This window comes from Pseudoflavonifractor sp. AF19-9AC (assembly GCF_003478995.1).
Lineage (GTDB): Bacteria > Bacillota > Clostridia > Oscillospirales > Oscillospiraceae > Lawsonibacter.
The window spans coordinates 1-26486 of sequence record NZ_QUGI01000003.1 but is presented as its reverse complement, the minus strand read 5'-3'; the positions used below and the strand labels follow the sequence as shown (position 1 = coordinate 26486).

Annotated in this window: 24 protein-coding genes and 1 pseudogene; 24 read left to right on the top strand and 1 reads right to left on the bottom strand. The window is 49.4% G+C overall.

Annotated features, from left to right (window positions below; all coding sequences use genetic code 11):
- Positions 1-3 precede the first annotated feature (3 nt).
- Genes DWX58_RS05640 through DWX58_RS05620 form a run of 5 tightly spaced genes read left to right on the top strand, consistent with a single transcriptional unit; the run spans position 4 to position 5126 of the window.
- Entirely contained in the window at positions 4-2394 is a 2391-nt protein-coding gene (locus DWX58_RS05640) for a hypothetical protein (RefSeq protein ID WP_243093277.1), read from the top strand.
- Between the two features lie 9 nt (positions 2395-2403).
- Positions 2404-3435: a hypothetical protein gene (locus DWX58_RS05635; RefSeq protein ID WP_118642014.1), complete on the top strand. Its 1032-nt coding sequence runs from the start codon at positions 2404-2406 to the stop codon at positions 3433-3435.
- Positions 3436-3444: 9 nt separating this feature from the next.
- A complete protein-coding gene (locus DWX58_RS05630; RefSeq protein WP_118642013.1) occupies positions 3445-3822 on the top strand; it encodes a hypothetical protein in 378 nt (125 codons plus the stop codon).
- Between the two features lie 41 nt (positions 3823-3863).
- Entirely contained in the window at positions 3864-4868 is a 1005-nt protein-coding gene (locus DWX58_RS05625; protein ID WP_118642012.1) for a hypothetical protein, read from the top strand.
- A gap of 9 nt (positions 4869-4877) precedes the next feature.
- The gene (locus DWX58_RS05620; protein ID WP_087380136.1) at positions 4878-5126 is read left to right on the top strand and encodes a hypothetical protein; all 249 of its coding nucleotides are present in this window, start codon (positions 4878-4880) and stop codon (positions 5124-5126) included.
- 230 nt (positions 5127-5356) lie between these two features.
- On the opposite strand, the gene DWX58_RS15585 is transcribed toward DWX58_RS05620, so the two are convergent.
- A complete protein-coding gene (locus tag DWX58_RS15585; protein WP_243093276.1) occupies positions 5357-6322 on the bottom strand; it encodes a hypothetical protein in 966 nt (321 codons plus the stop codon).
- Between DWX58_RS15585 and DWX58_RS05615 the strand changes: the two genes are divergently transcribed.
- The 19 genes and pseudogenes from DWX58_RS05615 to DWX58_RS05530 all read left to right on the top strand — a co-directional run bounded on the left by DWX58_RS05615 (position 6290) and on the right by DWX58_RS05530 (position 26302).
- Positions 6290-9784 carry a suppressor of fused domain protein gene (locus DWX58_RS05615; RefSeq protein ID WP_243093275.1) on the top strand — a complete coding sequence of 1165 codons (3495 nt, stop codon included), beginning with the start codon at positions 6290-6292 and terminating at the stop codon, positions 9782-9784. The genes DWX58_RS15585 and DWX58_RS05615 overlap by 33 nt on opposite strands.
- A gap of 310 nt (positions 9785-10094) precedes the next feature.
- Positions 10095-10283: a DNA-binding protein gene (locus DWX58_RS05610; RefSeq protein ID WP_118642010.1), complete on the top strand. Its 189-nt coding sequence runs from the start codon at positions 10095-10097 to the stop codon at positions 10281-10283.
- Positions 10271-10984 carry a helix-turn-helix domain-containing protein gene (locus tag DWX58_RS05605; RefSeq protein ID WP_347559152.1) on the top strand — a complete coding sequence of 238 codons (714 nt, stop codon included), beginning with the start codon at positions 10271-10273 and terminating at the stop codon, positions 10982-10984. The genes DWX58_RS05610 and DWX58_RS05605 overlap by 13 nt, the downstream gene beginning before the upstream one ends.
- Before the next feature lie 357 nt (positions 10985-11341).
- Positions 11342-11707 carry a hypothetical protein gene (locus DWX58_RS05600; RefSeq protein ID WP_243093273.1) on the top strand — a complete coding sequence of 122 codons (366 nt, stop codon included), beginning with the start codon at positions 11342-11344 and terminating at the stop codon, positions 11705-11707.
- A pseudogene (gene mobL, locus DWX58_RS15860) lies at positions 11695-11859 on the top strand (relaxase MobL); the annotation flags it as partial. The gene DWX58_RS05600 and the pseudogene mobL, both read left to right, overlap by 13 nt.
- A gap of 98 nt (positions 11860-11957) precedes the next feature.
- Positions 11958-12827 (top strand): MobP3 family relaxase, encoded by an 870-nt coding sequence (gene mobP3, locus DWX58_RS15580; protein WP_347559160.1) that lies wholly within the window; start codon positions 11958-11960, stop codon positions 12825-12827.
- A 99-nt stretch (positions 12828-12926) separates the two neighbouring features.
- Complete coding sequence (locus DWX58_RS15575; RefSeq protein WP_243093272.1) at positions 12927-13670, top strand: tetratricopeptide repeat protein; 744 nt, start codon at positions 12927-12929, stop codon at positions 13668-13670.
- Positions 13671-13796: 126 nt separating this feature from the next.
- The gene (locus DWX58_RS05590) at positions 13797-14102 is read left to right on the top strand and encodes a hypothetical protein (RefSeq protein ID WP_118642008.1); all 306 of its coding nucleotides are present in this window, start codon (positions 13797-13799) and stop codon (positions 14100-14102) included.
- 5 nt (positions 14103-14107) lie between these two features.
- On the top strand, positions 14108-14311 hold the full coding sequence (locus tag DWX58_RS05585) for a hypothetical protein (RefSeq protein WP_118642007.1): 204 nt from the start codon (positions 14108-14110) through the stop codon (positions 14309-14311).
- Between the two features lie 53 nt (positions 14312-14364).
- Entirely contained in the window at positions 14365-15558 is a 1194-nt protein-coding gene (locus DWX58_RS05580) for a site-specific integrase (protein WP_118642006.1), read from the top strand.
- Positions 15516-16742 (top strand): site-specific integrase, encoded by a 1227-nt coding sequence (locus DWX58_RS05575; protein ID WP_118642005.1) that lies wholly within the window; start codon positions 15516-15518, stop codon positions 16740-16742. The genes DWX58_RS05580 and DWX58_RS05575 overlap by 43 nt, the downstream gene beginning before the upstream one ends.
- A 706-nt stretch (positions 16743-17448) precedes the next feature.
- Positions 17449-18627: an AIPR family protein gene (locus tag DWX58_RS05565; RefSeq protein WP_118642003.1), complete on the top strand. Its 1179-nt coding sequence runs from the start codon at positions 17449-17451 to the stop codon at positions 18625-18627.
- 103 nt (positions 18628-18730) lie between these two features.
- On the top strand, positions 18731-19798 hold the full coding sequence (dndB, locus tag DWX58_RS05560) for a DNA sulfur modification protein DndB (protein WP_118642002.1): 1068 nt from the start codon (positions 18731-18733) through the stop codon (positions 19796-19798).
- Positions 19799-19803: 5 nt separating this feature from the next.
- Positions 19804-21168, top strand: coding sequence for a DNA phosphorothioation system sulfurtransferase DndC (gene dndC / locus DWX58_RS05555; RefSeq protein WP_243093271.1), 1365 nt, complete (start codon positions 19804-19806; stop codon positions 21166-21168).
- The gene (locus tag DWX58_RS05550; RefSeq protein ID WP_118642001.1) at positions 21158-23296 is read left to right on the top strand and encodes an AAA family ATPase; all 2139 of its coding nucleotides are present in this window, start codon (positions 21158-21160) and stop codon (positions 23294-23296) included. The genes dndC and DWX58_RS05550 overlap by 11 nt, the downstream gene beginning before the upstream one ends.
- On the top strand, positions 23296-23670 hold the full coding sequence (locus DWX58_RS05545; protein WP_118642000.1) for a DndE family protein: 375 nt from the start codon (positions 23296-23298) through the stop codon (positions 23668-23670). Before DWX58_RS05550 ends, DWX58_RS05545 begins: the two co-directional genes overlap by 1 nt.
- Before the next feature lie 79 nt (positions 23671-23749).
- Positions 23750-25312: a DUF6119 family protein gene (locus DWX58_RS05540; RefSeq protein WP_118641999.1), complete on the top strand. Its 1563-nt coding sequence runs from the start codon at positions 23750-23752 to the stop codon at positions 25310-25312.
- Between the two features lie 79 nt (positions 25313-25391).
- Positions 25392-25925, top strand: coding sequence for a GDSL-type esterase/lipase family protein (locus DWX58_RS05535; protein WP_118641998.1), 534 nt, complete (start codon positions 25392-25394; stop codon positions 25923-25925).
- A 32-nt stretch (positions 25926-25957) separates the two neighbouring features.
- Complete coding sequence (locus DWX58_RS05530) at positions 25958-26302, top strand: rhodanese-like domain-containing protein (RefSeq protein WP_347559159.1); 345 nt, start codon at positions 25958-25960, stop codon at positions 26300-26302.
- Positions 26303-26486: the final 184 nt, after the last annotated feature.

The following is a 26486-nucleotide window of genomic DNA, read 5'->3' as shown; positions in this document are numbered from 1 at the left end:
ATTTTGAAATTTGACGGAGCTGTACAGGACACTCTGGCGGAGCTTCGGAGAAAGTGGGGCGCAAAGGTCCCGGCGCTGCTGGAGGAACGCTTCGACACCGTCGGCGTCCAGTATATGAAATTGCCCCATGAAAAAGGAGCGGCGGCCTTGGGGCAGGAACTCTCTGCCTTCGGCTGGGCACTGTATAACCTGGACGATGAGGACGAGTATCTGTTTGCCCTGATCCCGGAGGAAGAGCGCAGCGAATGGGAACGCTGGTGCAAAAAGCAGGGGCAATCTTGTCGCCTGATGAAACAGCGAGGGCGAAAATGGGGCGACCATGCCAAGGCGCAGGACCCCGGGAAGCTGATGCCCTGCGAGGAATACATCCTTCAGGATGAGTACGACTATTTCTTCAATTCTCTGGCGGGTGATTTTGCGGCGGGGGAATGGAAAAACCAGGATGCAGAAGGATGGAAAAGCGGCTGTGTGGCCGATTTGCGCCACCGTCCGCCGCAAGTAATCCGCTCCCACAGCTTGCCGCACCTTGGGTGCCTTACCTATTCCCCGGAACATGAACTATATGCTGCATCGAGGGCCGCTGGCAGCGGGACTATTGGCCGGGCATTACTGAGCAAGAATCCAGCCACGCTCAACTGGGCCGAACCGTCCCCCATTGGATATGACGGTCCACCCCGGACCCTCTGCTGGGCGGACCATTCCCTCTGGGTGGGTGATCCCACCAACGCTACACGGATTGAACTGACTGACCAGGGTACCTGCCAGGATGTGAAAAACTGGATTCTGCCGGAAGATGGATGGAGCACCAAATACCATTGCGGCATCGTGGCAGACGGGCTGGGCCGGGTCTACTTTTCCAACGAGTGGTACAAGGGGCAGATTTACCGCTGGGAAAACGGCAAGGTAACAAAACACACCTTCTCTCTGGATGGATACGACCATCTCTCCGAGGCCGTTCCCGTTCCCAGCACAGGCCGCATTACCATGATCCACGCAGTCAGTGGCAAGGGGCGGATGGAAGAATGCCTGCTGGAACTGGATATGGACACCGGGCGGTGCCGAATTGCCCCCCTGCCTGGAATGGGCGAGGGGCTGAAACTTCGCTGGTTTACCGGGGACTGGCTGCTGGTGCAGGGAAACGGCGAAATCCTCTCCGATGACTTTGCCCAGCTCATCAACATAAACACCCGTGAAGTGCTGCGTATTCGTCCGGGAATGTTCGGCGGGGAGAAAATGCAGCACATTGGAATACTCACCGATGGCACGGTGGTCATCGTCACCCGGCGGGATAGGGTTGGGCCGGTGTTTCGTTACCCCATCGACTTCTGGGGCTTTCTGCGGACGGCAAACAAGCCCAAAAAGCTGGAATGGCGGGAATACAAAGAAGTGTACCCGAATTTGCCCATCTTTCTGCCGCCCAAGGCCGCGGAGCGAAAAATCATTCTCAAAAAAGACAGCCTGACCATCCTGGGGTCGGTATTTACGCCGCCGTTTACCCTGTCGCAGCTGGCGGAAAAGTTGGGGCCTGCCCGCATTGTCCTGCAAAATGGAACACGGAAAAGCCCCATTACAGGCCGAGAGAGTCCCTATACCCAGGCACTTGCTTTGTGGGACGAGCTTGGACTCCAGGGGTGGTTGGATGAAGATGAGCAGACCATCAAAACCCTTGGTGTCCGGGTAGCGGCACAGGGAGAGTATGCGGTCCGGCAGACATTTGACGGAGCGGTTTGGATCGGATCCAAGGACTACCGGGAGGCCAGATGGAAGGATTTCGGCGGATTTGCCCATACCCTCAAATTAGGCGGCTTTACCGTTTATACCCGCTTGCCGGGTCCTGTTCCGGAGGAGCAGTCAGCGCAGAAAGCAAAGCTGGAGGCCCTCTCCGCTATGGTGCAGATCAGCTGGAAAGAGCCAGAGAAAAAGACGGCGAAAGCGCAGAAATACAAGTTATCCAAGCCGACTGAGCCAGTGCTCACCTTTACCAGTTTCAACTTCAAACTGGCGGTGCTGGAAGTCCTGATGTATGAGAAAGGCTTACTGGCTCCTAAACTGGACGCCTATGAGTTTGCCAGAGAGTACAGTCGCCGCAAGATCGACATTGACGCGGAAGGGTATGAACCTATCCCAGAGATTCAGAAGTGGCTGGAACAATACCCTGTCCCGGCGCGGCTGGCTCCAGAGATTACAGAGATCGAGATGGATGGCGGCAGCGAGATTTATACCCAGCTCTGTCCGTTCTGGGATGGCGAGGATGGAGCCTTTGATCTTAATACCATTACTGAGGCGGAACTGCGCCAGTTCCCCAATCTCAAACATATTACCCTTATGTCCTCCAAGCCGGAACAGGTGCTGCCCGTTCTGGAACGGTGCGGTATCAAGGTAGACTTGCTGTGAGGTGAAAGCATGAAAGCGAAACTAAAAGTGATAAAGAACTGGGAGTTCGAGGAATTTGAACTGACGGGAACTTCCTTCAAATACAGCCCGACTGGATGCAAAGGTATGGTAGCCCGCAGCGAGGATGAAATTGTGTTTTGGACCTATCATCTCTTGCAAAAGTGCAGCGGCGTTTTGTGGGTCAAAGGCGAAGTTTCCAGGTGGATTCCCAGCCCGGAGCCGAAAGAGCAGCAAGATGTTTGGGAAGATCCTGTCTTGCTCTCATGCGACAGAGGAATCCTGTTGGTTTGCCCGGCCAGTAAATCCCTTTGGTGGATGCCGCAGATGGATGGAGAGTGGATTCCGATCCCCATGGATAACTGGTGTGCCCAGGGTATTCCCATGCCGGTGGCAGTCACCGGAAGCCAGGGCGTTTTCCCTATTGTGTGCCGAGTGGACAACTCCGCTGATGCGACCAACAGTTTTACCAGCCTGACGGTAGACTTTGAAACCATGACTGCACACTGGGCAGAAAGCGGCTCTTGCGTATACAGCAAAGCAGGAACCCGACAGACCCATTTGGCGGCGGTAGAGCGAGCTGGCGGCAATTTTGCCCAGGCAGACTTTCACTACAACTATCCTATGATTGGCTCCATACTGGAACAGAATGGACAGTTTTATGCCTTTTTGGAAAGCAGCACTATCAATCCGGCGGGTCTTTCTCTCATGGGCTACTATTGGTATCTGGAACTGGAGGAAAACGGACTATTCAAAAAGAAACTGTGGGGTAAAGATAATTTAAGCCGCCTGCCCGGAAAACACGGGATGCGCGGAAAATTCTCCGGTGACAGGACTTACCTGATCCTATCTCCCATTTTTAAGAATGATGACTGGAAGGGGAAACAAAAGCTGCTGCGCCTTTCGGATTTGGTGCTGATCGACCTTGCCATGCCCCGTGGATACGCTTCCTTCCATGTGTTGGATGTATGGGGAAACCGGGCATTTCTCAGCGATGAGAAAGACAAGCTGGTTCTTTGTGAAATGACCTTGGAGCAGTTATGAGGTAAACCAATGGAATTATTTGCAAAAAGAATGACTTGGGAGCTGGACAATGATGACGGGCTGTCCTGCCTGTCCTTTGAACTGGAGGATGGTTACTTTACACTCTCCCGAAAGACCGGCGCGGAAGCACTCCGCTTGGAAATGAATGATCCAGCCAATGGTCAGTTGATTGACCCGGACTGTTTTGAATATGCCCTTGATCATACCAGGTTTCGTCTCAATATCGTGCGGAACAGCCGAAAGGTTCTGCGGTATCTGGAAGAACACCACATCAACACGGAGTTGTATGGAGAAATCGTCCTTCGCTACACTCCTCTCAGCAAGCCACAGCTTGAATCATTATCTGCCGTGACTCTCAGGCTGTTTTTCGGTGAACTGCTTTTTTAATTTGAGACAGGATCGCCCTGAATCAGAAGGAGGGAATGGCTATGAACGAAAAACTATTTCGTCCACAATTTGACACCTTGAAACTGTCCGATAAGCTCTGGCTGATGCAGGGGCTGGCGGCTCGTTATCATTTGACATTCAAAGAACTATACGCCTTTTCTCGCTGGGGGCAGAGCTGCACCACTGGTATATTTGAAAAAGACGGCCGGGGGTTTGTTTTTGTCCCGGGCGATACCGTGATTCTTGGCTGGGAGGGCTTTGTTCAAGGGATGGACAAGGCCAACCAAGAGGAACTGGCGGATATGTTTGCGGAAATCGAATATGAGGGCACTGCGGAGGAATTTCTTCGGCAGAGTATGACCCCAGTACGCCAGGTGACCATCGGCCCCATGTTTGTGGGCAGAAAACTGGAGGAGATCGGCTGGGAAAGCGTACCCATGAACGATCCACGCATCACCGCCCACCCTGACTGGCTGGAGAACTTGCAGAAGTGGGCGGGCCAGAACAGCCAGAGTTTTGAGATACACGAAACTGTCCGCTTTGAACGCAATGGTGATAGCTGGCGAGCGTGGCTGTGCCATCCAATGACCTACCCGGAGTTTCAGCGGTCCCTGTTGTGGGAGCTGGCAGCCAGCCTTCCCACGCCGGATGAGTGGGCCTATCTGTGCGGAGGCGGATGCCGCACCCTGTTTCCCTGGGGGGATGGACTGGACTACTCCATGCATCTGCACCACTTTGAAAGCGAGGAAGATCAGGGCAAGCCATACGACATGGAGCAGCCCAACTTCTTTGGCCTGTCTATTGCCTACGACCCCTATCAGCGGGAGCTGGTAGAGGGGAAAACATTGACTGCCTGCGGCGGCGACGGCGGCTGCAATATCTGCGGAGGCATGGGTCCTTTGCTTGGATATTTACCCTGTTCCCCTCACCGTAAACCGGAGGTTCGGGAAGATAACGAGATTCACAATGACTACGACTTTTTCCGTCCTGTTATCCGGGTGCAGACATCCGGGTGGAGAATGGTATCCTCCGAAGATGAGAGGTGATAGTATCAGATGATCGAAGCAATTACGAAAATCCACACCACTTCTTCTTCGGTTACATTTGTATGTGGCAATGTAGCCATGATTGGAAACGGTGAGTTTCGGGCTTCATCAGGAAAAGTGGATGGTTTTATCCTGTATGCCGACACCTTGCGGTATGAAAACGGGGCGAAGCTCTCACGGGATGAACAGGAAAATTTGAAGTGCCTGTATCAGCACTTTGTATTGAACCGTGAAGATTTCATAGACTGGGATATTTGAATGATAATTTACGGTAAAACAACAACCATATAGAGAGCCGAAATAAGTTTGCAGCTAACTTCCGGCTCAGGGAAACTGACTTATTTTGAAGCAGCCCTACGGCTCAACCAGGAGGTAGAGAACTTGACCCTGCTGTCCTACAGCTATTGTATCACGGGCATCTCTAAGCCTGCTGATATCTGAATTATTAACTTTCAAACTTATTATACGAGGGAGGTACGGATATGGAATTATTGGAACAATGTCAGCAATGGTTTGAACAGGATGAAGCGCAGAAGGTAATTGACGCCCTGGAAGCGATTCTCGCAGGGGAGCGCACCCCGGAACTGGACAGCGAATTGGCCAAGGCATATATTGCCGTTGCACATATAGGAGAACGGGAGCCTTTTGAAAAGGCGCTGGAACTTCTGGCTCCCCATGAGGAGTATTTTGCCGAAGATCATTGCTGGAATTATCGAATCGCTTTGGCCTATTACTGTCTGGATGAGGAAGGCCCCGCCCTGCGTTACTTTGAAAAAGCCCTGAAAGCCCGCCCTGGAGACAAAGATACCCAGGAGTACATAGACGATTGCCGCCGTCGTTTGTCCCTGCCCCGGTTTGAAAAGAACTTCCGTGAAAGGACGCAGGAAGCATGGGCAGCCTTTTCTCAGATTGAGGCAGAACTGCGTCAAATCATAGATACTGACGAAACGCACCAGCGCGGCGAAGAACTGATTGAAATATGCGGGAATGCACTCAAAACGGCCCTCCGGGATACTTCCTTTGAGCTGGGTTTCAATGGCGAAAAGTATGAATTGATCCTCAGTCCAGAGGGGCTTCTCTCCCGCCTGTTTCCGCTCGTGTACTTCCAGCAGCAAGCCCCGGAATCGGTGCTTGAGCATTGGAATATCTGGGTAGGCCGACAGCCTTCCAAGGACTTTATGCTTCGGGCCGGAGACATGGAAATTCGGGCCGAGGATGTACAGATGTGGGCAGAGAAAACAGAGGATCAGCGAGTGAGCCTGATCCTTTGCTGTGAGAAGCTGACGCCGCTTTTGAAAGAGGATACGGACCGGGTCTGGTGGGCGCTCTCTATGCTGGTGGACCAAACCATTGGAGAAGTTTCCGCTATCGCTTTTGTTGCCGGGTTTGATGTTTGTGCTCAGCCGAAAGCCGAACCGGCCATGCTCCTTTCCCAGCTGCCGGAACTGCTGCAAAGCATGGGACTCTCCCTCTGGCGGGACGGCAGTGACTATCTGGAAAGCAGCTACCTTGCCTATGAACTGGAACCTGTGGAAGATCCGGAGGCTGACTGGCGGCTGGATGTCTATACCGGTACCTGCCGTCTCCCGGTAATCATCAACGACTACATGACTGCCCGCAGTGATGCGGTGGACGAATACCACAAGGACGGCATTGCGGTGGGGTTCCTCTGCTACCCATTAGAAGGCTTTACTGGTGATGAGCGGAGCAACGCCATTCTGGACTTCCGGGATGACCTGCGGGATGCCATCCTGCGGAAGGCAGGAGCGGAAGCTGTGACCTTCCTGGGTGGGGCCACTGGCCTGTATTGCGGGTACCTGGATTTCATTGCCTGGGATCTGCCCGCTGTACTAACAGCGGCGCAGGCATTCTTTGAGGGAAGGGACCTGCCCTATGCTCACTTCCACGCATTCCGGCGGGATGTGGGCGGTGTGCCGCTGCTGGATGAGGAGGAAATAGAGCCTGATATTCATGAGGAAACTGGCTCCCTGCTCTCGGCAGAAGATATTGAAACGCTGGAATCCTTTGATGAAGGAGTTTCCGGCTACTTTGGGAAAATGCTCCGCTGGCTGGAGGATTTTATCAAAAGCGGCGTAGAAGAAGGAAGATTCAGCGAAAAGCAGGCTCATCAGGATTTGCAGATTGCCCTCTGGTATTCCTTCGCCTGCAACAATCTGGATGACTATATCCACTACTACCGCGCGGTGGAATGGATGAAGGATTCGGAGAAGAACGCCGCAGGCTGCGCTACCTGGTACTACCGCTATTCCGTGGCGCTGATGTACTGCGGCAGGCTGGAAGAAGCACTGGAATATGCGGAACGGGGAGCTCAGGAGGAACCGGACTACCCCTGGATCTGGCTGCAGGTGGGCAAGTTGCGGGCGCATTTTGGCGATCAAGCCGGCGCGCTGGTTGCCGTCGAGCAGGGATTAAAACTGGAGCCGGGCGATTATGAGTTCTTGACCTTGCAGGAGGAGATTAAAGCCGGAGCCACCCTGGAACAGATGGAGTACCATTGGATCGATCCCAACGCCGATCAAATGCTCCAGCAGGGGCTGGGCCAAGATGCGGATGATAAACAGCACGCCCTGGCCTGTATTCGAGTGGACGAAGCGGGCCTTGCCGAATTTTATGAGCTGTTCTGCCCGGAGCGGTATGGCTATGAGAAAAATGCCCCCTGCTGTGAATTCCGATACCTGGTGAAGGAACATCTTGTGGAGCTTTCGTTCCGTATGAACGAAGCCGGACTCTCCAAGATGGGAACGGACTGGCTGCGGCAGCTTAAGGAACGGCTGGACAGCGGGGAATGGCTGACCCACACTCCCGAAGGGGAAGCAGAGGGCATCCTGATAGCAGTGCTTGTGGACCAGACCCGCCACATTGGTCTTGTCTATCAACAGCCTGGAGAGGATCAATATTTTCAGATTTTCCTGAATCCAGACGGCACAAAGGCGGATGCCACCTGGTCCTCGACGGATAGCAGGGGACCGGAGGTTTATACAGAGGATGAGATGTCCGCAATCGAGCAGCACATCAAAAACACCTTTGGTGAGTTTGAGAATGTGTTCCATGAGCTGGTTTCTCCCGACATTCATGTGGACATCTGCGTTGTTCCGCCCTCTGAGGCACGGGACTACTACACGCTGGTGACGATGGGCATGGGGGCCCACCGGATGAATGTGCCAGAGGAATTGGCGGAATACAAGCTGGAGCGGGCGGAGCTGGCCATCGCTCTGCCGAAGGACTGGAAACTGGATGAGGAATCTCTGAAGGATGAGCGGTGGTACTGGCCCATTGGTCTCTTGAAAGTGTTGGCCCGCTTGCCCATTTCCGGCGATACCTGGCTGGGCTTTGGTCACACGATGGACAAGCAGTCGCCGTTTGCGGAGAACACGACGCTCTGCGGCGCACTTCTGGTGGGCCTGCAGGATGTTGTCTGGAACGGAGGAGAGGTCTGCACTTTGCCCAGCGGCGAGGAGGTCAACTTCTATCAGGTAATTCCTCTCTATCGGAACGAATTGAAGTATAAACTGGAGCATGATGCGGACGCTCTGCTGGAAAAGATGGCAGGCATCAGTTTTGTGGTCAATCCCACCCGCCAGAATGCCATCACCAGAGGAACGCTTACAGAGGAGGAGTTCACCGGCGATATGGACGATGCCGCCTGGCACCTGGAATCCATTCAGGAAAAGGGCCTGCCGGTGGATGAGATCAATGCCTACAACCACATGGTGATTTATCTGCGCTGGTGCATGGAGCATGACCTGATGAGCGTGGAATTTATGGAGCGGTACTGGGAGCAGGTGCAGCCACTGATGGCGGATCTGAGCCGCGCCGATCTGCGCAGCTTTATCCGGGATCAGCTGAATGGGCAGCTCTTTGGGGCGCTGTTCAACAAGGAGGGCGCGGCCTTTGCCGGATACTACTATGGGGAAGGAGACAGCCCTTACTTCCCCAGCGACATTGACAACTATGCCTTGGAATATTTCGGCTCAGAGCAATATTATTCTGATCAGTTCCAGGAGGAAGCTTACCTGTTCATTCCCTTTGATGAGGACTATTATCAGGCTATGGCAAAAGTGATTGATAAACGCTTTGCCAACTGGCAGGGACAGGATTTCGATGAGGCCACTCTGGAGCCTTCGGACCTTGCGAAAGCCATGATGAAATATCTGAACTGTGAATGTACCTATTTCCCCGCAATGACGGATGATGATCCCATCATGTCGGCATATAACTATGCCAAACGAGAAAGTGTCAAAGAGGGCTTTGTGCCGGTTCTGATTAAGGCGGATGACGAAATCCTGTGGGAATGCCTGATTATGAATTCTGACCCTGACAGCGATGGCGAGGACGACTATACTTTCGACCCAGACAAAGTCGCCAAATACCGGAAGAAAATGCTCGCCGCACCTCTCAAGGACGGAAAGACGGTTCTGCAGGAAATGATTGGGCAGTGCAAAGAAGAAGCCGAGGATGACGATATGGACTGGGATGAGGATATCCTGGGCGAGATGGTGGGCGGATATGATAACCGTCGTTTTTCAAGCTACTGGAATTCCGATAGCAAAATGACTTATCCTCTCATTCTGGCTAAAATCCCAGTGAAGAATCCTTGGGAGGTCTTTGCCTATCTGCCCTTTGGCGACTGGAATGAATGTCCTGACACGCAGTCGCTGATGGCAGTGGCGAAATACTGGTTTGAGCAATATGGCGCGGTGCCCGCAGTTATGACCCACGATGAACTGGAGTTCCTGCTCCCGACTCCTGTTTCCCAGGAGAAGGCCATGGATGCAGCAGTGGAGCAGTACGGCTTCTGCCCCGATGTGATCGACCAGGGCCCGGAGGAAGCCACCGTGGGTGCTCTGGCCGATGTGCTGCGGCAGTCCACTGTTTGGTACTTCTGGTGGGATTAATGGAAGCCTGCGCGTCATAAAGGAGTTCTTCTCTGCCTTTGTCCAGCCTCTGGAGGAGCGAAATAAGGCAGAAAGAGCTTACCGACTGCCAAAGCCAAGACAAAAGTGAATTACCAGAACCTCAAACGGAGCGCCTGCGACAAAGCAGACGCTCCGTTTTTCTGTCAATTGTATGTCAATAGGATATTATTTCCCCAATACAAGTAGAGAGGTAACTCGGGCACCATCCAAACATTATGTCAAATCTATGTCACATGAAAATGTTCTCGGCTAAAGAAGTAGAGAGAGTTTTGAGAAGGAGATGGTCAACATGAAAGAATCTGTCTACAAAAGCTACGACGAACTGCCGCTGTTTCTCAATTCGGAATTGGTGGCAAAGGTACTGGGTGTATCGCCGTCCAGCGGGTATGAACTGATGCACCAACCAGGCTTTCCGGTGCTGTATGTGGGCAGCTGCATGGTGGTACCCAAGGAACAGTTCATTCAATGGGTGATGTAGAACACAGGGGGAGGTGTGCACAAATGAGTTTCTTTTTCAATCAGCCTGATCCGAAGCGACGCCGCTTCCCAATTCCGAATGATGTCTGGAAATGGGAACTGAAGCCCCAAGGATTTGCTATCCTCGCCTATCTCTGCTATCTGCATGTCCACTGCAACAAAAATGCCTTGCCCAGTGCGGATGAAATCGCATCCCAACTGCACATGAGCAAGGACATGGCTGTGAAGCAGATTGCCGAACTCAACCGTCGCGGACTGCTGGATCAGCACATGGTTCCGATACTCAAAAGCAACGGCAAGAACTTTTTCTCTCTGCCCAATGAATTGTTTTTCATGAACATCGGTCACGGAGCCATCACGGTCTACGCCTATCTGCTCTACTGCGAGGATCGCCGCACACATCAGTGTCATCCCAGCTACCGCACCATCTCCGCTGCAGTACACTTGACCGTGTCCACTGTGATGAAGCACATCACGAAATTGGCGGACAGGCAGTTCATTACCATCGAGAATACCTCTTACATCGACAAACACGGCATGAAGCAGAACGGCAACAACCTGTACACCATCCTGCCAATCCAGGCGACGATGGATCATTGCTACCAGCAGCAGATGCTCCGCTTGGAGGAACGGCAGCGGTGGCAGCAGGCGCAGGCGCTCCTGGCACAGAGCACAGAGAGCGCCCCGTGTGCCCCACTGTGAGGCGCTGTGTGCCCTCCTTCGGGGTGTGGCAGAGTCCCTGCCCCACCAAGGGCTTTCAAGGCAGATTTGGCCCGCTTTCGGAGGAAATCTCGAGGACGAAAGAAAAAGCAGGATAAAGGCAAGGCGTCGCCAACGACGCCTTTGCCGGTCACATCTGCCCGCAGTGCGGGCAGTTTCAGGGGTTTCCGTGGGCGCTGGAAATGGGGTCAAAATCGGAGAGAAAACAGAGTTCTGAGGTCGTTATCCCCCGACGCTTACTCCCACAAGAAAAAAACAGGGGTCAAACCCCAGAAAGGAGCCATTATGAGCAAAAAAGAGAAATTTCCTCTCTACCTGTTGCCGGAGAAAAAGGCAACCTTGGAACGGCGGTATACGGAAGATGGGAGCCGCAGCATCACCGCATTTATTGAGAATGCCATCGACTTTTATCTGGACTATCTCAGTGCCAACAACGCGGGACTATTCCTCCCAACCTCGGTTCAGTCCTACCTGGACGGCAGGCTGGATCAGTTTGAAAATCGCATGGCAGCGCTGTTGTTCAAGCAGGCGGTGGAGTTGGACATGGGCATGAGCATGTTGGCTGACTGCATCAATCTGGATGAAGAGTATCTGCGCCGCCGCCGTGCTGATAGCATCGCCAATGTGAAGCGCACTAACGGCAGACTGCGGTTTGAGCAGATCGTGAGAGATGCCAACGGGAGTGATGACGAATGGCAAGACTGATCGTCAAGAGTCCCTATATCAAGTGCGGCGGCGGTCAAGGTGCAGGCGGCTACATGAAGTACATCGCCACGCGGGAACGGGTGGCGATCATCCCAGATGACCGTCCGCCCACCCGCAAACAGGGACAACTCATCACTAAATTGGCAAACGATTTTCCTGATACAAAAAATCTACTGGAGTATGAGGACTACATCGGTTGTCCCACTAAGGCCAACGCCTCGTCCCTCATCACTCTGGCACTGGAGGAGAACTGGTCTCAGGTGCAACCTCGGAAGGCTATGCCAAGTACATCGCTACCCGGCCCCGCGCTGAGCGTCTGGGTGACCATGGACTATTTGGCGATGAAGATGGCGTGGATCTGGACAAAGCCATGTCTGAACTGGAGCACTACACAGGAAATGTTTGGACGCACATCATTTCGCTCCATCGGGAGGACGCTGAGCGCCTGGGCTATAACAACGCCCAGGCGTGGCGTTCTCTCCTGCGTACGCACCGCAATGAGAAGATCCCGCCCCAGGATTTTCGTTGGTACGCCGCCTTCCATGATGAGGGAAAGCATCCGCATGTGCACATGATGGCGTGGTCGGTGAAACCTGGGCAAGCATACCTGTCCAAAGATGGTATTCGGCAGATCAAGTCCACGCTCACCAACCAGATATTCAAACAGGAGATGCTCCATCTCTACGAACAGAAGTCTGAAAGCCGAGACGAACTGATGCGAGAAACACGGAGAGTTATGCTGGAGCTGTCTCAGCAGATGAGTGAGTCGGTCTGTGAGCATCCACAAGCGGAGCAGATGATCTTGAATCTCGTCCAGCGGCTGGGTGAGGTAAAGGGCAAGAAGTCATACGGGTATCTTCCAAAAGCATTGAAGAAACAGGTGGACAAGATCGTAGATCAGATGGAACGGCTGCCTGTTGTGAATGAGTGCTACCAGAAGTGGTGGGACCTGCAGTGCAGAGCAAGTGACTTCTATTCAGAGAAGGAACGCCAGCGTCCGCCGCTGTCTCAGCAGAAAGAGTTCCGTGCCATCAAGAACGCAGTGATCCGAGAGGCAGAACGTATTCGGCAAAATCAAATTTCCTTTGAGGACAGGGACATGGAGGATGGTGGTGGCTGAGTAGATGATCGGGAACTTACCTGGGCGTGCTGGGAACTGCGGGGCACGATTGAAAATGAGAAACTGCCTCTCGCGGAACGGGATGCTGCGGCAGCAAAGATGGAACAACTGGCCCAAACGGGTGATGCGTACGCGCAATATTTTCTGGGGCTGTTGTACCGGGACGGCGGACTGCTCATCCCGGATACAGAGAAAGCCAAACATTGGCTGGAACGGGCAGCAAAGCAGGAAGTCCATGCTGCGCAATACGCACTGGGTAGATTATTTCTCTCTGATGATCCGGATGTGCATGATCCAAGCGAGGGCATTCGCTGGATGAAGGCAGCCGCACAAAATGGTAACGACTACGCCGCCTATATCTTGGGTGAGGAATATCTCAGCGGCAAACATGTGGTGAAGAATTCCGGTACAGCGGCGGAGTATATGCACCAGGCGGCACAAGCGGATAACCCTTGGGCGCAGTATCTGATGGGCAAACTGTACCTGATGGGCGAAGGTGTGGAACAAGACGAAGACACCGCCTACGAGTGGTTCCAGGCCGCAGCAGAACAGGGCCACACCTATGCGCAATTTTTTGTGGATCGGATGGAACAGCAGGGACAGCTTGTATCACCCAGCCTGCTGCTCTCGGCTACCCGACTGCTCCACCATATGGGCAATATTTTCCGGGACAGCGCTCCGCAGGATTCCACCACAAGGGCACCGCATATTGAGCGCAAGCGGCTCCAAAAACTCAGGGCAAAGAAAATTGCTCTGGGGCACAAGCCGGATGACTATGAGGAAGAGCAGACTATGGACGGCATGACCATGGGCGGATGGCGAGCAAAAATAGCACAGTGTTAACAATGATAAGGGCCGCGCAGAAATAGGCCGGAGAAATTGATAACAATCTGATAATTGTGGTCAAAAGCCCTGGCTATTTTCTCTGTAGTTCGGTATTGTGTGTTGCTGTAAAGGAGGCGAGGCACAATGAACGACTACATGAGAGCCCTGCACCAGCGGTTCTACCGGGAGCCGGACTTCAGTGAGTTAGAAGAAGATATTGAGAACACCCGCCAGGAGGTGCGGGACTGCCTGGACAAGCTTCAGCGGCGCAGGCTCATGCATCTGGTGGACACCCAAAACCTGCTGCGGGAGGAGACCTCACTGGCCAGTTTCACCGCCGGGTTCAAACTGGCCTGGGGACTGAGCAAAGAACTGGAAGCGGACGGCCTGTACTCCTTCGATGAGGAGGAAACAGAGCGCCTCTGTCACAGGATAGAACAGGAGGATTGAATAAGATGATGAATCGACTTCCGGTCCAGCGGTGCCAGTACTGCGGATGCGAAGACATTGGCCTTGGCTGGCAGCATGGCGAGGCGCTGGTCACCTTCAGAAAGCATGGCCTACTGGGCAATCGGCTGCAGTATCTGATCTGCCGACGCTGCGGCGCAGTTCTGTATCAGTGTGTGGCGGAGCCTTACAAATTCCCCGCTGTAAAATAAGCACTCAAAAGTTGCGCCGCAAAACGAAAATAAGGCTTTGGGGGTGATATGGCATGGCAAAAAGACGACCGTCAGGTGACGGCATGGTGCGCAAACGGGAAGATGGACGCTGGGAAGGGCGCATCGTAGTTGACCACAAGGAAAACGGTGATCCCATCTTCCGTTACATCTACGCAGATACCCAAAAGGAACTGACAGCCAAACTCCGGCAGAGCATCGAGGCGTATCAGGGCGTCGAGCTGACTGAGGAGAGCCGGATGACACTGGGCCAATGGCTGGATCAGTGGCTGGAGAACATGACTGGAACGATACGTCCCGTCACCATGAAAAGATATGAGGGAACTGTAGCCAGACATATCAAACCGTACCTGGGAGAGAAAATTATCTCCCAGGTCACAGGGAAAGACATTCAAAAGTTATATGATACACTGGCTCATCACGGAAACCGAAACACAGGAGAGGGGCTGGCCAGCGGAACAATCCGAGGTATTCACGCAATGTTCCATGAGGCGATGGGTGCCGCACAGCAGGCTGGTCTCATCCCACGAAATCCCACAGAAGATATTGATGCGCCCAAATTCAGCTACAAAGGCAAAAAGGTGCTGACAGATGAACAACTGGAAAAGTTCATGGGAACCATTCAGAGGGACAGCGTCTGGCACGATTTCTTCTACACAGAGTTGACTACCGGTTTGCGCAGAGGTGAAATCTGTGGGCTCAAGTGGGAAGATTTTGACGAGGCCAAAGGTGCCTTGAGGATTCGCCGCACGATCCATGAGGAGAAGGGTGGCAAACTGACCGCCTGGGATACCAAGACTGCTGCAGGTACTCGCACCATCAACCTGGCGCCCAGTACCGCTGCACTGCTTCGGGAGAGAAAGAAGACGGCACTGACGGAATGGATTTTTCCGCATCCGCTGAAACCAGAGCAGCCTACCCGACCAAGCGCCGCCTATGAGCGGATGAAGGATGTACTGAAACAGGCAGAGCTTCCTGATATTCGTTTCCATGATCTCAGACACACCTTCGCGACCCATGCTCTGACATCAGGGGTGGATGTTAAGACCCTGTCGGGCATTCTGGGACACACACGGGCTGCGTTCACACTGGACACATACACTCACACCACAGGAGATATGCAGAAGCGTGCGGCTGAGATCGTAGAAGAATTTCTCATTGACATCTTCGGAGAGGAGTTGAAGCCATGGGAAGAAAACGGAAAAATGGCGAAGGCACCGTCCGGCTGAGAAAGGATGGCCGCTGGGAAGGACGGATCGTCATTGGGTATGATGAGAATGACCTTCCCAAGACGAAGAATGTGCTGGCCAAGACCAAAGGCGAATGTATAGAAAAACTAAAGGCGCTGAAGAGCACCATCACACCGGATACACCCATAAAACTCAAGGCAGATATGCCATTCGGGGAGTGGTTGGACCATTGGTATGAAACCTACTGTAAGCCCAATGCCAGACCTGCTACCCAGAGGACCTACGAAGGGTATATCCGATTATACCTTCACCCCAGACTGGGAAGCATCCCGCTGAACAAAGTGACCACCAGTGATATCCAACAGATGTGTACCTGGATGATGACAGAGGCCCGTGTGGATCAGAAAAACGGAGAAGGCGGTCTCTCGGACAGTCAGGTGATAAACTGCTACAGTCTATGTGATCGGGTATTGGAAAAAGCGGTGGCAGAAAAGTTGATTGTCCGCAACCCGGCAAAGGGCTGCAAACTGCCTCCAAATAGGCCAAATGAGATGAAGGTTCTCTCCCGAGAGGATATGCAGAAGGTACTGATCCAGGCCAAGGAAGAGAATTACTACGAACTTTTCCTTCTGGAATTTGCCACTGGTCTGCGACTGGGAGAACTGATGGCTCTCCAGTGGGATGATGTGGATCTGGTTACCGGGGAATTGAGGATTAACAAACAGGTAAACCTCGTTGGTTCGAAATTGGTAATCAGTGAGCCGAAAACTAAGGCGGCTGTCCGCACTCTGATCCTGCCTCCATCTGTCAGGAAGGTGCTGGCGGAATACAAGACCAAAGTGAACTCACGATGGTTATTCCCCTCGCCCAAGAAGGACGATCTGCCGATTATCCCCTCGGCAGTCAGCCGACGGCTTCACACACTGCTGGAGCATGCGGGATGTGAGCAAGTGCGCTTTCATGATCTTAGGCATACTTTCGCAACCAATGCCCTGGCCCATGGAATGGACATCAAGACACTGTCCACCATCCTGGGCCATGTATCCAGCGCAACCACCCTGAACACCTACTCCCATGTCACCGACGAGATGCGCCAAAGGGCAGCAGTGAAGATCGACCAGGGCATCGCAAAGGCGGAGGTACAGGACACAGCCATTGCCCAGCCAGAACGGATTATAACCTCCTTCCAGGCCAGAAAACGCTGGAGCCGAGAGGCCAGCTGAGGCAAAACGACCGGCCTATCAGGGAATGCCATCCCTGGTGGGCCGGTTTTCGCTGTCTGTGGGCAAACATGTGGTCAAGTGGTGCACAGAATGAGCCTGCAATCTAAATGCAGGACAAAAACAGCCCTGTTTGCGAGATATTTGGATACTTTCAAGGAGAATTAGTGAGCAAGGTTGGAATGACTGTTGGTTGGGCTGGGAGAATCAAAGAATAAGACCAAAAAGTTAGACCTGAGGCATAGGGTTCTGCGTCCCTAGTATGCAAGTGGTTTCTGCCCCGACCACAGCTCAAATTCTACGCCGCAATAAACGAGGAATGAACAGATAATGATTTCATTACTCTTGCAGTTCCCCAAATAGATCTACCAATCTGACATTCAGAGTAGTAGCAATCTTTTGGCATTTTTCTATAGTGAGGCTGTGTTCGCCGCGTTCGACTCGTCCGTAGTACGCACGGCTGAGGCCACAATATGCAGCAAATTCATCTTGAGTAAAACCACGTCCTTCGCGATATTTTCGCAGGACGTTACCCAGAGCTACATTTACATTGTAAGCATGCACGGCACTCACCTCCAAAAATATTATACTACAAATACGAAAAAACGCTATATATAGCGTTGAGATTTCTGAGATTTTTTGTAGAATAGACTCAGATGGTGGTTGTACCGCGTATCTAATAAACTTTCTGAGTAAAGGAGTAATCACAATGACAGAGATAACATTTAATATCCCCGTAGAATCCTTCCGCAAGATTCCAAACCCCTACAAAGAAGGGCCGAGCAGTGTATCGCAAATGTATACCGCTATTTGTGATGTCAAGGATTTGCCCGAAGATCTGATCAACTGGATGGAAACAAACCCCCGAAAGCAGAATACCAACAGTGGCGTAGCAAAAAAAATTAGAGCATCTCTTGTTGAAGGCAAAGATTTTCATCTCCTGAACCGCGGTATTCTCCTTTCTGCCAATGATGTAACATTCAACAATTATGATGGCACCATGAAGTTGGTGTTTACGGACAAGGAATATCACGGCAATGTTGACGGCGGCCACACCTTGATGGTTATCCTTGAAAATCGTGATGATCTGGAACGCGGTCAGCAGTTTGTGAAACTTGAGATCTTGACGGGCGTAGAAGGCATTTTTGAGGATCTTGCTGCTGCAAGAAACACATCTACCCAGGTTCAGGACAAGTCCATTGCAAACTTGAGAGACTACTTTGATATCATCAAACAGGCTATTTCAACCGAACCTTTCAAGGACAGAGTGTATTTCATGGAGAATGACGACGGAAACATTGATGTCGGTGATATCCTCGCAATTCTGAATATGTTTAATTTGGATACTTATCCCGGAATGGACAGCTGTCCTGTTGTTTCCTTCAGTAGTAAGAAACGTTGCATTGATAACTACATTCATCTCTATGAACAGTATGGTGATAGCCCCGAAAATCCCCATGTCAAAATGAAGCCGATTATGGTTGATATTTTTAAGCTCTACGACTATGTAGAGTCTAAAATTCCTGAATACTATCGTGTTAAGAATCCCAATGGTAAGTATGGAGCGATTTCTGGAGTTACTACTCCAAAGGAGAACCGCAAGGCGCCTGTTTCTAAGTTCTATGAAAAGACTTTGTCCCACGGTTCGCCTAATGGATTTATTTACCCCATTCTTGGTTCGCTTCGGGCACTTCTCGAAGAAAAAAATGGTGTGTACAGATGGAAGTGCGACCCCTATGAAGTGTTAGAAAAAATCGGACCTGAGCTGGTATCTATTACAGTAGAAAGAAGCCGCAGCTCCGGCAATGATCCTGTGAAGGTTGGCAAAGACTCAGTCAACTGGCAGACTCTGTATATGCGTGTTATGCTTACCGCAATGGGCAACTAAACACGTTCGACCACCCAGTCAATGACTGGGTGGTTTTTTCTTGACTTTTTTGCTACTTAAGTATATAATCGCAACATACTTAAGTAGTTTAGGAGGTGTCCAATTGGACTTCTGTTACAGATTTCCTGCAGTAAAGGGATTGCAAGCCGGCAAGGAATACTATATCGCGATGATTCCCCTTAGACTCTTGAGCAAAATTTTCGGAAATGATGATGAGTATATTCCGCCTGAGTATCGTGCCCAGCGGCGGCTGAATACTACCCGCATTCCTGTAATAAAAGACTATATTTTGGATAACCGTGATTCGTATGTTTTCTCCGCCTTGGCTGCGGCAATTGATGGTGAGTACAACTTTGCTCCATCTATGGCCTCTGCAGATCTTGGAATTTTAGAAGTTTCCATGGACGCACGGTTCATGATTGTCGACGGTCAACATAGAAAAGCTTCAATTATCGAGGCTATCACCGAAGACGAGACGCTCAATACTGAAACCATTTCCGTAGTTTTCTACGAAGATAAGGGATTGCAACATGGGCAGCAGATGTTTACCGACCTCAATAAGCATGCTGTGAAAACATCTAACTCGATTGCCGAACTTTATGACTCTCGTGACGCTTTGGCTGTAGTGACAAGACGGGTTATCAGTGAAATTGAGTTTTTTGACCAGTATACAGATAAAGAAAAAGACATTCTTGGAAAGTTTTCATCGAACTTTTTTACGCTAAACACATTCTACAAAGCTAACAAAAAAATCTTAAAGCGTGCCGAATGTAATGATTCTGCAGAGGCTTTCTTGAAGCAGTATTGGTCCGCTGTGGTAAAACACATTCTTCCGTGGAACGAATTGACCAATAAGGAACTCAGCAAGGTGGATTTACGCGAGAAATACATCATCACACAAGCCATTATTATTCAAGCGCTTGGCGTTTTAGGCAATCATTTTCTAATAAACGATGCCAAAGAGCTTGAGAAAAGTATCACTGGGTTAGAAAAAGTCGATTGGCTTAGAAGTGCTGAATGTTGGAAAGGCAGGGTTATTCGTAGCAACGGTAAGATTATCAACAGTAACGATGCAGCAAGGCTGGCCTGCAATGTGCTGAAGGAAACTTTAGGGATTCCTCTGGATTCCGAAGACTTAGTATATGAAGAAAAATTCACTAAAGGAAAATGAACCCTATGTTTACAGTATTTAACGATATTATTGCGGAGATGCGACTTGTCTACCAGCACGATCAGCGCCCGTGGATGCTTGGATTTAGTGGCGGAAAAGACTCTACCCTACTCTGTCAGCTCGTTTTTGAAATGCTCCACACTTTGAAACCAGAAGAAAGAACAAAAAAGATATATGTTGTCACATCAGATACGATGGTAGAGAACCCCATTGTAAAGGACTACATGTATCGTATGAATGCGGCGATCAATACTACCAGCGAAAGTGAGCATCTCAATGTTGAAGCACACATGCTGCATCCAGAGATTCGACAAACTTTCTGGAGTTTGGTAATCGGTCTGGGATATCCGACCCCAGAAGCGCCTGGTTTCAGATGGTGTACCGAACGACTGAAGATTAACCCTTCAAATAAGTTCACTTACGATACCATCAAAAAAGATGGAGAGATTGTAATCCTTTTAGGTGTTCGAAAGGCAGAAAGCGCTGCTCGTTCAAAAAGCATATCTGCCCATGAGATTGAAGGGAAGATACTATCTCCCCATACTTCAATCCCCAAGGCCTATGTATATAACCCCCTGACAGAAATTGAAAACTCCCTCGTGTGGGAGTATCTTCTCAAAGACGATGCCCGTAGTGCATGGGGAACTGATAACAAGTATTTGTTCAGCCTTTATCAAGGCGAAACGCTGGGTGAAGAGCAAAGTGTAGTCGGTGAAGTGGATAAGGACAAGATCCCGATTACTGGTAACTCTCGTTTTGGGTGCTGGTGCTGCACCATGGTCAAAGAGGACAAGTCGTTGCAAAATTTCATTGATCATGGGGCAGAGAATCTGATTCCTCTCCGGAGATTTAGAAACTGGTTGGTAGAGTTGAGAGCCACACCCGAGGCACGAGATTGGCGCCGTAGAAATGGAGCTGTCTACTTCAATTCCGATGGCGACTTTGGTCGGGGACCATTCACACTGGATACGCGAAAAGAAATCCTAAAGCGTCTTTTGCAATTGGAAGATGAAACAGGATTTGAGCTCATTACAATTGAAGAATTGAAAATGATCGATAAAATGTGGGAAGATGAAGGAGATCTTTCCAGACGAGCTCTCGTAGATATCTATTATGAAGTGCGAAATAGACGACTTCCTTGGGATCAATTTAAACACGCAAAATACGATAATGATACCGTTCAGCGGATTGATGCGTTATGTCAGAAATATGAGGTTCCTTTCGAACTGGTTTCTAAACTTTTGATTGCCGTTGACAACACAAAATTTTATACCCGATCTGCTGTAAGTGCTCGCGAGGTTGAAAAAATTATGAACCAGGGTTGGTTACACTACAGCAATATCCAAGAAGGACTCGAAAATGAAGATTGAACGAATCGAATTAAATAACTTTGGATCATACGAAGATATAAATTCCTTTGATGTCATGACCGATGATCAATCCAAACGAATTATCATCATTGGCGGAAAAAATGGTGCAGGAAAAACTACACTTTTTACAGCCATACAGATTTGTTTGTACGGGCATGCATCTTTCGGCTTTAAAACTTCAGGGAAACGATATCTAAAGGAAATCTATGACTTAATCAATAATCAAGCTCGGTTGGACGAGACCAAATCTGCATATGTGAAGATTTGTTTTTCTGAAAGTCGTATTGATACTGATCATTATGAGGTAACTCGATTTTGGACTTGGAGCAACAGCATAATTACTGAAATTTTTTCGGTAAAGCAGAATGGTGTATTGCTGGATGAAGAAGCTGCAATGAATTTCCAGAATTACCTCTTGCACCTCATTCCTCCAGAATTACACAAACTGTATTTCTTCGATGGTGAAAAAATTGCTGACTACTTTTTGGATGAGCAGCACAATAACATTAAAGACGCGTTACTTATCCTAAGCGGTAATGATACATATGAATTGCTATACAATAATATTCGACGACTTTTAAACGGAGTTGAATCCGGCAATGAATCCATTGCTCAAAATTATGCAGACCAGAGAGAGTCCTTGACAAAGTACTCTCAAGAAGAGGCGCAATTAATCGGTGAGATTGCCGAATTGCGTACAGATGTTGAGCGTCTTGAGGCTGATCTGAATCACGAAAACAAAGCATATGCCGCCAACGGAGGCGTTACACTTGAAGTTTGGAAAGATTTGCAGAACGCCCTAAAAGACGAAGAAGAACGGCGCGAGCGGATTAATTGGAACATGAAGAGTGCAGCGGCAGAGATCCTACCATTTATAATTGTGAAGGACTTATTGGCAAATGTTAAAGAACAAATTTCGGCTGAGAGGGATCTTCAGGCCTATAGAATTCTACAGAGTTCTCTGAATACATCCCAGTTCAAGCGATGCATCTCCAACACAATGAAGAAAACAAGTAGCCATAGCCCCGCTGAAGATACGAAGCTTCTCATACATGCAATACAGTCTTTCTTTGAAAATCGAGACTTGGAGAACAAAATCCCAATTTTTATGCTGTCAGAGGATGACGGGTTCTCAATTCTTAACAAAATTGCGGCAGTGGAGGAATACAATACCGCTACCTTTAGCAAAGACAGGCGGAGAATCGAGAACTCAATTCAGCGAAGCACCGAGATCAGAACACAATTGCAAAAGAGTTCCATCGAAAATTTTGAGAGCCATGTCAAATGTGTTTCCGACTTAACCAATCAGATTGAGCGACTCAAATCCGAACTAGCGGACAAAGAGACTGCTCTACAAGGACTTCAAGAGCGAACAAAAGAATTGAAAAAAGCATTGGATCATAGTCGAAAGGCCCTGGAAGCCGAACTGAAAAAGCAATCTGTGTCCGCACTTTCCGATCGTATGCTTCTGCTGGTAGAAGAACTTCAGGAACAGCAATATAAAAAGTTGATTGCAGATGTTGAGTACGATCTCAATCGAAAGTTCAGAGAGCTTATTCGAAAAGATGATTTTGTCGATCGGATCTATCTTGGCAATGATTTCTCGCTGCACCTTGTCCGAAATCAGGCAGTTGAGGTTTCCGCACTTAAGATTACAGCAAAGAGGCATGGTGCTGCCGCTCTGAAAGGGAGTCTGAAACAGGTTGGATTCCAATCACTGATAACTCAGCTGAATACAACAGAGGAATCTCTGGGCTTTGCCTTGGCTGATTTTGCTGAAGAGACGATTACACTTCCGGTAGAACTTGACTATACTCGTTTCTCAAATGGTGAAAAGCAGGTTCTCGTAATGTCATTGTATTGGGCAATTATGAATCAAAATCACAACAAATTGCCGTTTATCATTGACACTCCGTTTGCGCGCATCGACACTGAGCATCGCGCCAACATTACTGAAAAGTTTTTCAAAGAACTTCAGGGGCAACTCTTTGTACTCTCTACAAATGAAGAGATTCGGCACGAGCACATGGTCTCACTTGAGCAGCAGATTGCGAAAGTGTATATGCTTGAATACGGAGAGGACAAGCGTACTCGGATTTCCGAAGGAAGCTATTTTGAGGTGAAATAATGTCGTTTAAACTTAAAACATCCCGGCAAACTGAAGAAATCTTCAATCAAATTGAGGCAAGCGAAAAACTGCCGTGGCCTACCCTCATGAGGCTTGCGTTATCTCTATCTATTCGCCAAGGACCTTTGATGGAGATTGAGTTATATTCTGATAGTTTGGGTAAAGAATTGAATCGTCCAACAATCACCGGAGACGCAGACAGTCTCTATAAATGCCTGATTGAATTGCAAGAAGGTCGGCATATCCCTGACGAAGAATACTTTCCTACTTATGTGAAAGGTCATTTAGAACGTGGTGCCCGTTTATTGGAACAAGAAAAAAAGTATTCAAGAGATTTACTTGTGCATTTGACAGAGTTGGACAAAGGGCTGTAATTGCCCTTAGGATTCTGATGAGAAATAATGCGAGGGCTTATGTAAAGATAAAATTAAAATACTGAAGGTGGTGTGCGGTATGGCCAACAAAAATAAATTATCAATTTATTTGATAAAGAGAGGTATCACAAGTGTAAACGACATTTTTGATTCTCCGGACAAAATCAGGATATTTCAAAGATATTCTGAAACTTCTACCGCATATTTTGTACCGTCTTTAACACACGAACCGGGTTGGCTTCAAAGTTTTTTCCGGCGAGGTAGTGACGGAATGCTTCTTCAGGCAAACTCTCGCGTGGTTCTCATTAAAACACTGGAGATTGATGGAGAGTTAAGAACATTTGCGCTTACTTTTGGCTATGCAAGATTTCTGTTTCGAGAAGATATCTTAGAAGAACAGTTTGGCCTAAGAATTGTTCTTAATAGCATTAAACAAAATGAGCTTCGAAGAATCTCTAAGGCAAGCGTTGGTTCCAATCAAAAACAGAGTGATGAACAATTACCTAAAAGCAGTGATATTTCGGAGTTTGGCTTTGATGTCAACCGAGATCTCATGAAGACTGTCAGTGGAAAATCCGATGATGAGATGTTCGAAAAAAGCATGCTAACCGGAGGAGATATTTTTAGCCTTACAGTTTCAAGAGATATCAATAACATCGATGAGCTCCTCGTTTTCTGCTACAGAAGATATATGGAAGAAACTTATAGAGAGCGATTTGCATGGATTGACAACATTAAATATGTTCGAGAGAAAGCGGCAATCGAAAGACTTAACACAAAGCTGATTCAAATGATTAACGAAGAAGCATTTGACCGAGTTTGGATGGCTGTTCCTGAAGTAGTAAAGTGGGAAGATATTCGTGATTTTAAAATTTCCGGAGTAGAAGATACCTATAATGATATTTACATAGAGAAAGTCGTCTCGTCTATGCGAAACGATTTGACTTGCTTGGATCAACTCCAGAGCAAGCGTATATACGCAAGAGCAAGCCGAGATGAGAACGAAAATGTTTATGAATGGTCTGCTTATAAATGTATTATTGCCGAGATTGAGTTAGAGGGGCAGGCATATAGCCTGAACAATGGGAAGTGGTATAAAATCAACAATAATTTTGTTGACCGAATTAATCAGCAATATTCAAACATTTCCCTCTGCCAAGATGAGTTTGTGGACTACACACATGAGGATGAAGATAGCTATAATGCTGCGCTAAAAGAGGCACTTGATAATTCTTACCTTCTTCACACCTATAAAATCGCAATAGGTGGTGGGCAAGGAAATAACATTGAGCCATGTGACGTTATGTGGAGAAATAAACTTATTCACGTCAAAAGAAATGGCGGTTCCAGCCAGCTTAGTCATCTATTCAATCAAGCACTTGTTGCAGGTCAAATGTGGCTTGATCAAAGTTTTAGAGAACAATTGCGCCTTAAAATGCAAGAGGATGGATATTGCGGAGCCGTACCTGAGCCGTACCATGCTTCTGATTATGAAATCGTAATTGCTATCATCAATAGATTCACTGAAGTTAGACCCAAGATTCCATTCTTCAGCAAAGTCGCAATGTGCTTTACAGCAACCAATATCCGCAATTTAGGCTATAGTTTAACCATAAAAAACATTCCGGTCGTTAATAGATGACCTTACCTATACGTAAACGTAATATATTTTACAGACATTGATTATAGTTATCATTCCCCAAAGAAAGGAGAAGTACGGGATGAAAGTCATCTGCTTCGGCGACTCTAACACCTACGGATATGATCCCCGAGGTTATTTCGGCGGGCGCTATGATGCGGACAGCCGGTGGGTGGACATCCTGGCTACGGAGACCGGATGGATAATCTCCAATATAGGCCAGAATGGCCGGGAGATTCCTTCTGCGGCTCCCGCCTTCCCTGCTGACACAGATCTGCTGATCGTCATGCTGGGGACCAACGATCTGCTCCAGGGGCGTAGTCCCGAGCAGGCCGCTGAGAGATTGGAGCGGTTCCTCTCAGGTATCCCTCTGGACCGAAGCAAGATCTTGCTGATCGCACCGCCGCCAGTTACTTTGGGAGCATGGGTGCCCAGTGCGAAGCTCATTGATGATTCCCGCACCTTTGCCCGGCTCTGTCAGGTCCTTGCGGAACGAATGGGTATTCGTTTTGCCGACGCCGGAAAGTGGGACATCCTCTTAGCCTACGATGGCGTACACTTCACGGAGCAAGGGCACAAAGCCTTTGCCGCCGGACTTTTGGAGGAACTCAAATGAAACGAATGATCCCTTTCCTGCTAGCCCTTTTACTGCTAACCGGATGCGGTGGAAATGACGCAGATGGCTCCTACCAGCAGATCACACAGGAAGAAGCCAAAGAGATGATGGATACCCAGGAGGTTATCATCCTAGATGTGCGGGAGCAGGACGAGTATGACAGCGGCCACATTCCAGGTGCCGTTCTTCTGCCGGTAGGTTTGATTGACGAAGATACTGCCGCGGAGGTGATCCCGGAAACGGACTCCACGGTTCTGGTCTACTGTCGCAGTGGAAACCGCAGCAAGACCGCATCCTCTACTCTGGCTAACTTGGGCTACACAAACATTTATGAATTTGGTGGTATCAACACCTGGCCCTATGAGACAGAGCCATGAGAACGGTGGAAACCTGTAAGTAGCACACAATCTACATTGCCTATACAAAGAATAAGGCCGGCAGGCACTTCAACTGAAGTGCCTGCCGGCCTTATTTGTGATCTTCAAAATTATTTTAAATTTCATGTCGGAGGTAGTGTCAACAGTTTTGCGCAAATTGGTTTGCAGACTCTTGGATGAATGA

Coding starts and splice junctions, on each gene's coding strand:
- DWX58_RS05535 (WP_118641998.1), top strand. CDS start 25,392: ATGAAAGTCATCTGCTTCGGCGACTCTAACACCTACGGATATGATCCC.
- DWX58_RS05615 (WP_243093275.1), top strand. CDS start 6,290: ATGCTCCTTTCCCAGCTGCCGGAACTGCTGCAAAGCATGGGACTCTCC.
- DWX58_RS15575 (WP_243093272.1), top strand. CDS start 12,927: ATGGAACAACTGGCCCAAACGGGTGATGCGTACGCGCAATATTTTCTG.
- DWX58_RS05605 (WP_347559152.1), top strand. CDS start 10,271: ATGGGTGATGTAGAACACAGGGGGAGGTGTGCACAAATGAGTTTCTTT.
- DWX58_RS05620 (WP_087380136.1), top strand. CDS start 4,878: ATGATCGAAGCAATTACGAAAATCCACACCACTTCTTCTTCGGTTACA.
- DWX58_RS05585 (WP_118642007.1), top strand. CDS start 14,108: ATGATGAATCGACTTCCGGTCCAGCGGTGCCAGTACTGCGGATGCGAA.
- DWX58_RS05635 (WP_118642014.1), top strand. CDS start 2,404: ATGAAAGCGAAACTAAAAGTGATAAAGAACTGGGAGTTCGAGGAATTT.
- DWX58_RS05575 (WP_118642005.1), top strand. CDS start 15,516: ATGGGAAGAAAACGGAAAAATGGCGAAGGCACCGTCCGGCTGAGAAAG.
- DWX58_RS05580 (WP_118642006.1), top strand. CDS start 14,365: ATGGCAAAAAGACGACCGTCAGGTGACGGCATGGTGCGCAAACGGGAA.
- DWX58_RS05540 (WP_118641999.1), top strand. CDS start 23,750: ATGGCCAACAAAAATAAATTATCAATTTATTTGATAAAGAGAGGTATC.
- DWX58_RS05625 (WP_118642012.1), top strand. CDS start 3,864: ATGAACGAAAAACTATTTCGTCCACAATTTGACACCTTGAAACTGTCC.
- DWX58_RS05565 (WP_118642003.1), top strand. CDS start 17,449: ATGACAGAGATAACATTTAATATCCCCGTAGAATCCTTCCGCAAGATT.
- DWX58_RS05630 (WP_118642013.1), top strand. CDS start 3,445: ATGGAATTATTTGCAAAAAGAATGACTTGGGAGCTGGACAATGATGAC.
- DWX58_RS05610 (WP_118642010.1), top strand. CDS start 10,095: ATGAAAGAATCTGTCTACAAAAGCTACGACGAACTGCCGCTGTTTCTC.
- dndC (WP_243093271.1), top strand. CDS start 19,804: ATGTTTACAGTATTTAACGATATTATTGCGGAGATGCGACTTGTCTAC.
- DWX58_RS05590 (WP_118642008.1), top strand. CDS start 13,797: ATGAACGACTACATGAGAGCCCTGCACCAGCGGTTCTACCGGGAGCCG.
- DWX58_RS05545 (WP_118642000.1), top strand. CDS start 23,296: ATGTCGTTTAAACTTAAAACATCCCGGCAAACTGAAGAAATCTTCAAT.
- DWX58_RS05550 (WP_118642001.1), top strand. CDS start 21,158: ATGAAGATTGAACGAATCGAATTAAATAACTTTGGATCATACGAAGAT.